This window comes from Falsiroseomonas oryziterrae, assembly GCF_021864505.1.
Lineage (GTDB): Bacteria > Pseudomonadota > Alphaproteobacteria > Acetobacterales > Acetobacteraceae > Falsiroseomonas > Falsiroseomonas oryziterrae.
The window spans coordinates 1-8,505 of record NZ_JAKJIB010000158.1 but is presented as its reverse complement, the minus strand read 5'-3'; the positions used below and the strand labels follow the sequence as shown (position 1 = coordinate 8,505).

Here is an 8,505-nt window from a genome sequence, read left to right as displayed (position 1 = left end):
GCAACCGCGGCGCTGCGCGGCGGGGCGGCGCGGCCCGCCACCGCGCGGCCAATCACGTCGGCCAGCGTCAGCCCTTCGAGGAACAGCCGGATCTGGTCGCCGAGTTCCGCCCAGAGGTCATGGGTCAGGCAGCGTTGCCCGTGCAGGCAGCCCGGCCCGCCTTCCTCGCAGCGGGTCGCCTGGATCGGCTCATCCACCGCCAGCACGATCTCGGAGATCGAGATCTGGGCCGGGTCGCGGGCCAGCCGGTAGCCGCCGCCGGGCCCGCGCGCCGAGCCGACCAGGCCCGCCCGCCGCAGCGGGCCGAAGAGCTGTTCCAGATAGGCCAGCGAGAGATGCTGCGCCTGCGCGATCTCGCCCAGGCTGACCTGGCCACGCCCGGCATCGGCCGCCTGGCGCGAGGCCAGTTCGACCATCGCCATCACGGCGTAGCGCCCGCGGGTGGACAGCCTCATGCCCACCACCCGGCGGTTGCATGCGGCGGCGCACACAGGACCCGTCCCGCGAGCAGATGGGGGGCAAGTCCTTGGCTTTCCGCGAGGAGACGCAGGAACATGGGCCCCATGCCGTGAATCCGATATGAAACCGGTCGCCTGCTCCCTATATTGCGGCCGCCGCCGGGGCTCGGGAGCCCGCCCCGCGGTTCGTCCACGGGGCGCGGGCCACCTCGCACCCACCAGAGCCACGACCGGAACCGCCGACCGCGCAAGCAAATCGCGGTCAAAGCTAGGTTTCCCGACATGCCCCGTCAACGACCGGGGGAGGCGGGAGGCGGTTCAGGGAAGCGGACTCGGGCGGGTGCGGACGCCGCCTGTGGCGAGATCGGGTCACCGCCGTGATCCGCGTGGTTCCCCAATTGGCTGGCGGCGTCATGGCGCCACGGCCGCAACCGAGACTGGACCTGACGCGCGATGCCCGAAGTGATGTTCGCCGGCCCCGACGGCCGGCTCGAAGGCCGCTATCACCACGCGAAGCAGGCCAACGCCCCGGTGGCCCTCGTGCTGCACCCCCATCCGCTGCATGGCGGGACGATGAACAACCGCATCGTCCATGCGCTCTACCAGCGCTTCCAGGGCATGGGCTTCTCGACGCTGCGCTTCAACTTCCGCGGCGTGGGCCGCAGCCAGGGCCGCTACGACGGCGGCATCGGCGAGATCTCGGATGCGGCGGCCGCGCTCGACTTCCTGCAGGCGGTGAACCCGAACGCGTCCTCGCTCTGGGTGGCCGGTTATTCCTTCGGTTCCTATGTCGGGATGCAGCTGCTGATGCGCCGGCCGGAGATGAGCGGCTTCATCTCCATCAGCCCGCCCGCGAGCCACTACGATTTCGGCTTCCTCGCGCCCTGCCCCTGCAACGGCCTGATGCTGCACGGCGCGGATGACGAGCTGGTGCCGGAAGGCAGCGTGCGGAAGCTGGTCGAGAAGCTGAACACCCAGAAGGGCATCAGCATCGACTACCGCGTGATGCCGTCGGCCGGGCACATCTTCACCCCGCCGCAGGCCGAGCAGGTGGCCGACGCGACCGAGGACCACATCAACAAGGCCCTCAACCGCACCCGCATGGCCCTCGCCGCCGACTGATCCGCGTCGCGCCTCCGCGGCGCGGCCCGGCTCCGATTCTCCTGGCATCGCGGCCATTCAAGGAATAGATTCCTTGAATGGCCCGTTGTCCCGCCCACACCCACCCGTCCGGATCGCCAATCGGCCCGGGTCCGGTGTGCGGCGGCAGTTCCTTTGTCCGAACGCGCGCGCCCAAAGCGTTAAAGTGGCAAAGCGCCAAAGTCCCGAGGCGCCGGGAGACGCAGCGGTCGGCCCGGCCGGCCAATCTGGCCGAAGCGCGCCGACCGGGCCGCCACGCCCCCGCCCCCGACATCGCCCCGCGCGCAATCCAGACGCCGCATCGCCCGGTCCGCGGGCAGGTCGGCCAATTTGTCCGAAACCCGCAGCCCGCGTCGCGCCATCCCGACGCCGCTTCCGCCCCCCGGTGCCCCGCCCTGGCTTTGCCAGGGCAGGATGAGCCGCGTCTCCGGACCCAAGCGCGCATGACGGGGTCCCCGCGGCGGCGCCGAAGGCGACGTCGTAGGGATTACAGGAGTGGTCCGACCAGCTTCCCGCCCCTGAGCGGCTCCGCCACGCCCGTCGTGCCCGGGAAGGTCAGCGGCAACCCCCGCCAGACGCGCGCCGCCAGCACGCCGAAGGCCTGCGCCTCCAGCGCATCGCCGTTCCAGCCCACCACCTCCACCGGCCGCACCGGCTCGGTCAGCGCCGAGGCCAGCGCCCGCATGAGCGCGGGATTCCGCCTGCCCCCGCCGGCGACCAGCCACTGGACCGGCGGCGCCGGGAAGTGCCGCGCCGCCGCCGCCACGCAGACCGCGCAGAAGGCGACCAGCGTCGCCGCGCCGTCCGCCGGCGAGAGCGCGCCGGCCCCCGCCTCTTCCAGCGCCCGCCCGAAATCCAGCCGGTCGAGCGACTTCGGCGGCGGCGCCGCGAGGTAGGGATGCGCGATCAGACGCGCCAGCACGCCGCCATCGGGCTGCCCCATGGCGGCAAGCCGCCCGTCGCGGTCGTAGGCCTCGCCGGTCGAGCGCCGCGCCCAGTCATCGAGCGGCCCGTTGGCCGGCCCGGTGTCGAAGGCGATCAGCTCGCCATCCGGCCCGATCCAGGTGACGTTCGCCACGCCGCCGAGGTTCAGCACGGCGAGCGGCTTCGGCAGCGCCTGCGCCATCACCCCATGCACCACCGGCACCAGCGGCGCGCCCTGCCCCCCCGCCGCGACATCGGCACTCCGGAAGTCGTACGCCACCGACAGCCCCGTCTCCCGCGCCAGGCGCTGCGCGTCGCCGACCTGCCAGGTGAAGGGCTGGTGGTTCGACCCCGGACGCGTCGGTCGGTGAAGAATGGTCTGCCCGTGAAAGCCGATCAGGTCGGCCTGCCAGGCCACCGCCCGCACCGCCTCGACATGCCGGGCGGTGAGCCGCGCCACGCAGCTGGCCAGCAGCTCGTCCTCCTCCGGCGGCAGGCCGGCGGCGTCGCGCTCCGCCACGCGGTCGAGCACCGCCCGCAGGTCGCGGCGCAGCGCGGGCTCGTAGGGCAGCGTCACCGCCGGGCCGTAGCGGCCGATGGTCTCGCCATCCGTCTCCACCCAGGCGGCGTCCACCCCGTCGAGCGAGGTGCCGCTCATGAGTCCGATCGTTCTCAGCACCGGCGCACCGTGCTACGCCGCACGCCCTTCCGGAAGCCCCTTCGCCCCACGATGAGCACCAGCGATTTCCTGCACGAGGCCCGCGCCCGCGGCTTCATCCACCAGGTCACCGACGAGGCCGCGCTCGGCGCGAAGCTCGCCGCGGGACGGGTGACCGCCTATGTCGGTTTCGACTGCACCGCCGACAGCCTGCATGTCGGCCACCTGCTGTCCATCATGCTGCTGCGGCTGTTCCAGAAGCACGGGCATCGTCCGATCGCGCTGATCGGCGGCGGCACGACCAAGGTCGGCGATCCGTCCGGCAAGGACGAGGCGCGCCAGCTGCTCACCGAGCAGCAGATCGAGGCGAACAAGCAGGGGATCCGCCGCAGCTTCGAGAGCTTCCTCGATTTCCGCGACGGCCGTGCGCTCATGCTGGACAACGCGGCCTGGCTGGACGAACTGCGGTACATCCCCTTCCTGCGCGACGTCGGGCGGCATTTCAGCGTCAACCGCATGCTGACCATGGACAGCGTGCGGCTGCGGCTCGAGCGCGACCAGCCGCTGTCGTTCCTCGAGTTCAACTACATGCTGCTGCAATCCTACGACTTCCTGGAACTGCACCGGCGCGAGGGCTGCATCCTGCAGATGGGCGGCTCCGACCAGTGGGGGAACATCGTGATGGGCGCCGACCTCGTGCGGCGCATGGCGGGCGCGGAGGCCTTCGGCCTGACCACGCCGCTGCTGACCACGGCCTCCGGCGCCAAGATGGGCAAGACCGCGGCGGGCGCGGTCTGGCTGAACCCGGACCGGCTCGCCCCCTACGACTACTGGCAGTTCTGGCGCAACGCCGAGGACGCCGATGTCGGCCGCTTCCTCGCCCTCTTCACCGACCTGCCGATGGAGGAGGTCGCGCGCCTCGCCGCACTCCGCGGGTCGGAGATCAACGACGCGAAGAAGGTGCTGGCGACCGCGGCGACGGCGCTGCTGCACGGCCGCGAAGCGGCGGACGCCGCCGCCGAGACCGCGCGCCGCACCTTCGAGGAAGGCGTGGCGGCCGAGACGCTGCCGACGCATGTCGCGACGCTGCCGGCCGCGATCGTGGACGTCCTCGTCGCCGCGAAGTTCTGCACCAGCAAGGGCGAGGCGCGGCGGCTGATCGCGCAGAACGGCGTGCGCCTGAACGACGCGCCGGTCACCGACCAGGCGGCGATGATCACGCCGTCGGATCTGCGCGACGGCTCGGGAAAACTCTCGCTCGGCAAGAAGAAGCACCTGCTGGTGCGCGCCGGGTGAGCCTGCCGGCGGGTTCGCCGCTCGCGCGTCTCTTCGACGCGCCGATGCGCCCGGGCCGGCTGGTGTGGATCGGGCTGCGCCCGGCGCGGCGCGCGGCAGGTCACGCTGGTCAGCGCCGAGCACCTCCGCGCCATCGCGGGATTTCTCGGCCTCGACGCCGTCGCGCCGCATCGCCTGCGGCGGAACCTGGTAGTGGAGGGCGTGAACCTGCTGGCGCTGAAAGGCCGCCGCTTCCGCATCGGCGCCGCGCTGCTGGAGCACAGCGGCGAATGCCATCCGTGTTCCCGCATGGAGGAGGAATTCGGCCCCGGCGGCTACAACGCCGTCCGCGGCCATGGCGGCATCACCGCGCGCGTGCTGGAGGGCGATGCCATCCGCCTCGGCGACGCGGTGATGCGCGTGGACTGAGGCGCCTCTACTTCAGCGCCTTCGCCGCCTCCATGACCTGCACGGCGTGCTCCTCCGGCTTCACCTTGCGCCAGACCTTGGCGATCTTCCCGTCGGCGCCGACGAGGAAGCTCGACCGCTCCATGCCCATGTAGGTCTTGCCGTACATGCTCTTCTCGACCCAGGTGCCGTAGGCCGTCGCGACCTTCTGGTCCTCGTCGGAGGCGAGCGGGAAGGTCAGCTTGTACTTCTCGGCGAACTTCTCGATCGGCTTCATGGGATCGGGCGAGACGCCGATCACGGTGAGCCCCAGCTTGCCGAGCTGCGGCAGCGCCTCCTGCACGCCGCAGGCCTGCTTGGTGCAGCCCGGCGTGTCGGCCTTCGGATAGAAGTAGAGCAGGTAGGGCTTGCCCTTCAGGCCCTCGCTGGAGACGGTGCGCCCGCCGCTCGCCGGCATGGAGAAGGCCGGCGCGACGGCGCCCTCGGCCGGCCCCGCCGCGGCCGCCTTGGGCTCCGCCGTCTTGGCCGGCTTCGCGGCCTTCGCGGGCGCCGCCTTCGCCGGCACAGCCTTCGCCGGCAAAGCCTTCGCCGGCGCAGCCTTGGCAACCGCCTTCTTCGCCGGTGCCTTGGCCGGCGCCGCCTTCACCGGAGCCTTCTTAGCCGCCGCCTTCGGCGCGGCCGCCTTCGTCGTCGCCATCTCGTCCCCCGTCATCCCTGGTCCAGCGGCCCGACGCGGCGCAGGAACACCGCGCGCACCGCCTCCGCAACGTCCCGCATCTGTGCGCGGAGGTCGGACTGGTCAACGGGCGGACGCGGCAGCAGCGGCGCGACGACGGAGAGCAGCCCGGCCGCCACCGCATCGGGCAGCGCCTCCTCGCGCCAGCGCCCGACGGTGAGCCGCAGATGCGCGATCACCGCGCGCCACAGGCGATCGGCCGCGACCAGCGCCGCCGCCTCCTCCGCCGCCAGCAGCTTCGCCTTGGCGAGCGCCGCGAAGGCCTGCCGCGTGGTGGGCGACAGCACGGCGGGCGCGCGCGACGCATGCGCCACCTGCAGCGCCTGGGCCACGAACTCGGCCTCCACCAGCCCGCCCGGCATCAGCTTCACGTCCCACGGCCCGTCGCCCGGCAGGTCGCGCAGCATCCGCGCGCGCATCGCCGCCGCATCGGCCAGCACCTTCGCCGCCTCGGCCGGGCGCGTCTGCGCGCCGCGGATCGCCGCCTCCACCTTGCGCTTGAGCGCCGCCGGGCCGGCGACGAAGCGCGCCCGCGTCAGCGCCATCCTCTCCCAGGTCCAGGCGCTCTCGGCATGGTAGCGCGCGAAGCCGGCGAGCGAGACCGCGACCGGCCCCTTCGAGCCCGAGGGCCGCAGCCGCATGTCCACCTCGAACAGCTTGCCCTCCGGACCCGGCGAGGTCAGTGCCGCCACCACCTGGTTGGCCAGCCGCGCGTAGTACTGGCTGGCGGGCAGCGCCTTCGCCCCGCCCGTGCTCTCCGCCGCGTCCTCCGGATGGTCGTAGACCAGGATGAGGTCCAGGTCGGAGGCCGGCAGCATGTCGCGCCCGCCGAGCTTGCCGAGCGCAACCACGCCCATCGCGCCGCCCGCGACCTTGCCGTGGCGCGTCGCGAACTCGGCGGCAACGCGCGGCATCAGCGCGGCGATCGCGGCGTCCGCCAGCGCGCTGCGCGCCTCACCCGCCGCATCCACGGCCATGCGGCCCTCGAGCGCGGCCGCGTCGATCTCGAAGCGGCGCTCCGTCACCACGCGCCGCGTCGCGTCCAGCGCCTCGTCGAGGAAGCGCGCCTCCTTCACCAACGCCGGCAGCGAGGCGGCCGGATCCGCCGCGGCCAGCGTGCCGGACAGCAGCGCGTCCAGCGCCGCCGCGCTGCGCGCCACGTGATCCGCCAGCGCCGGCGCCGCGCCGAGAAGGAAGGCGAGCCGATCCAGCAGCGCCGGGTTGCGGTGCAGCAGGCTCAGCGCCTGCACGCCCGCGCCCATGCGCTGGAACGCGCCGTCGAGGCGCATCAGCGCCTGGTCGGGCTGCAGCTGCTTCGCGAAAGCGGCGAGGATCGCGGGCATCAGCTCGGTCAGCAGCTCGCGCGCGCGCTCGCTGCGCGTGGCGCGGGCGCGGCCGTGGTGCCAGCCGCGCACCATGCCCGCGATGGCCGAGGGGTTCTGATAGCCGAGGCGGCGCAGCGTCTCGATCGTCGCCGGATCGTCCTCGACGCCGGTGAAGACGAGGCTGCCCTCCACCTCGCCGCCCGCGCCGAGGTCGGGGGCGGATTCGAACAGCCCCGCATAGCAGCGCTCGACCCGCGTCATGTGGCCGAGCAGCGCCGCGGAGAAGCTCTCCACGCCGTCGAAGCCCATGAAGCTCGCGATGCGCGCGAGACCCTCGGCGTCCTCCGGCAGACGATGCGTCTGCCGGTCGGCGACCATCTGCAGCCGGTGCTCGACGTTGCGCAGGAAGACATAGGCGTCGGCCAGGTCGGCCGCGGTGCGCCGCCCGATCCGGCCAGCCGCGGCCAGCGCTGCCAGCGCGCCGAGCGTCGTCGGATCGCGCAGCGCCGGGTCGCGCCCGCCCCAGATCAGCTGCAGGATCTGGGTCGAGAATTCGATCTCGCGGATGCCGCCGCGACCAAGCTTCACGTCGTGGCCGGCGACCTGCACCTCGGCGTGCGCCCCGCGCGCACCCTTGTGGGCGTGGATCTGGCGCTTGATCGAATGGATGTCGGCGACGGCGGCGAAATCCAGGTGGCGGCGCCAGACGAAGGGCCGGATCTCGCGCAGGAACGACTCGCCCAGCGCGCGGTCGGCGGCGACCGGGCGCGCCTTGATCATCGCCGCCCGCTCCCAGTTCTGGCCCATGCTCTCGTAGTAGGTGATGGCGGCCGGCAGGCTGACGGCGAGCGGCGTCGCCGCCGGATCGGGGCGGAGCCTGAGGTCGGTGCGGAAGACGTAGCCGCCCTCCGTCCGCTCCTCGAGCAGCCGGACGAGATCACGGGCGAGGCGGACATAGATGGCGCCGGCGCGGTCCGCGTCGTAGGCTGCCGCCTGCGGATCGTAGAGCACCATGAGGTCGATATCCGAGGAGTAGTTCAGCTCCCGCCCGCCCAGCTTGCCCATGCCGAGCACCACGAGGCCGGAGCCCCGCCCCGTGGCGCGCGGGTCGTGCCGCGCGCCCGTCAGCCGGATCTCGCCGCGCGCCTGCGCCTCCCGCAGGAGATGCGCGCAGGCATAGTCGGTCGCCGCGTCCGCGAGGTCGGACAGCGCGCCCGTCACGCGGTCAAGCGGCCAGAGCCCGGCGAGGTCGGCCACCGCGGCGACCAGCGCGACCTGCCGCTTGGCCTGCCGCAGCAGCGCGGCGACCTGCGCGCGCGTCGCCGCCGGGTCTGCACGGCCGAGCGGATCGAGGGCGAGCGCGAAGGTCGCATCCGGTCCGCGCTCCACCACCCGGAGCAGCGTCGCGGATTCGCGCACCGCCAGATCCGCGAGATACGGGGAATGCCCGCCCAGCGCGGCGAGCAGCGCGGCGCCTTCGGGCGTCGCCGCGAAGGCCCGCTCGGGCGCGCCGCGTTCCGCGAACCGGCCCGCCAGCCGCTCGGCCGCCTCGGCCTCGAAGGGTTGCGGCAGCCGGGCGGG

Annotated in this window: 7 protein-coding genes; 3 read left to right on the top strand and 4 right to left on the bottom strand. The window is 73.2% G+C overall.

Annotated elements, in window-relative coordinates; translation table 11 throughout:
- Positions 1-455, bottom strand: a 455-nt coding sequence (locus L2I40_RS13530) for an Rrf2 family transcriptional regulator (protein WP_237215483.1), incomplete at its 3' end; no start/stop codon positions are given.
- A gap of 456 nt (positions 456-911) precedes the next feature.
- Here L2I40_RS13530 and L2I40_RS13525 point away from each other — a divergent pair.
- Positions 912-1,580 carry an alpha/beta hydrolase gene (locus L2I40_RS13525; protein WP_237215482.1) on the top strand — a complete coding sequence of 223 codons (669 nt, stop codon included), beginning with the start codon at positions 912-914 and terminating at the stop codon, positions 1,578-1,580.
- Between the two features lie 505 nt (positions 1,581-2,085).
- Here L2I40_RS13525 and L2I40_RS13520 read toward each other — a convergent pair.
- Positions 2,086-3,198, bottom strand: a complete 1,113-nt coding sequence (locus L2I40_RS13520; protein WP_237215487.1) for an anhydro-N-acetylmuramic acid kinase — start codon at positions 3,196-3,198, stop codon at positions 2,086-2,088.
- Positions 3,199-3,252: 54 nt separating this feature from the next.
- On the opposite strand from L2I40_RS13520, the gene tyrS reads away from it, so the two are divergent.
- Both tyrS and L2I40_RS13510 read left to right on the top strand, forming a co-directional pair.
- Entirely contained in the window at positions 3,253-4,476 is a 1,224-nt protein-coding gene (gene tyrS, locus L2I40_RS13515) for a tyrosine--tRNA ligase (protein ID WP_237215481.1), read from the top strand.
- A gap of 105 nt (positions 4,477-4,581) precedes the next feature.
- On the top strand, positions 4,582-4,884 hold the full coding sequence (locus L2I40_RS13510; protein ID WP_308116425.1) for an MOSC domain-containing protein: 303 nt from the start codon (positions 4,582-4,584) through the stop codon (positions 4,882-4,884).
- A gap of 7 nt (positions 4,885-4,891) precedes the next feature.
- On the opposite strand, the gene bcp is transcribed toward L2I40_RS13510, so the two are convergent.
- The gene (gene bcp / locus L2I40_RS13505) at positions 4,892-5,428 is read right to left on the bottom strand and encodes a thioredoxin-dependent thiol peroxidase (protein ID WP_372491056.1); all 537 of its coding nucleotides are present in this window, start codon (positions 5,426-5,428) and stop codon (positions 4,892-4,894) included.
- A gap of 143 nt (positions 5,429-5,571) precedes the next feature.
- Positions 5,572-8,496 (bottom strand): bifunctional [glutamine synthetase] adenylyltransferase/[glutamine synthetase]-adenylyl-L-tyrosine phosphorylase, encoded by a 2,925-nt coding sequence (locus tag L2I40_RS13500; protein ID WP_237215484.1) that lies wholly within the window; start codon positions 8,494-8,496, stop codon positions 5,572-5,574.
- Positions 8,497-8,505: the final 9 nt, after the last annotated feature.

Excerpts from the sequence above, each read along its gene's own strand:
- tyrS (WP_237215481.1), top strand. The coding sequence starts at position 3,253 with ATGAGCACCAGCGATTTCCTGCACGAGGCCCGCGCCCGCGGCTTCATC.
- L2I40_RS13525 (WP_237215482.1), top strand. The coding sequence starts at position 912 with ATGCCCGAAGTGATGTTCGCCGGCCCCGACGGCCGGCTCGAAGGCCGC.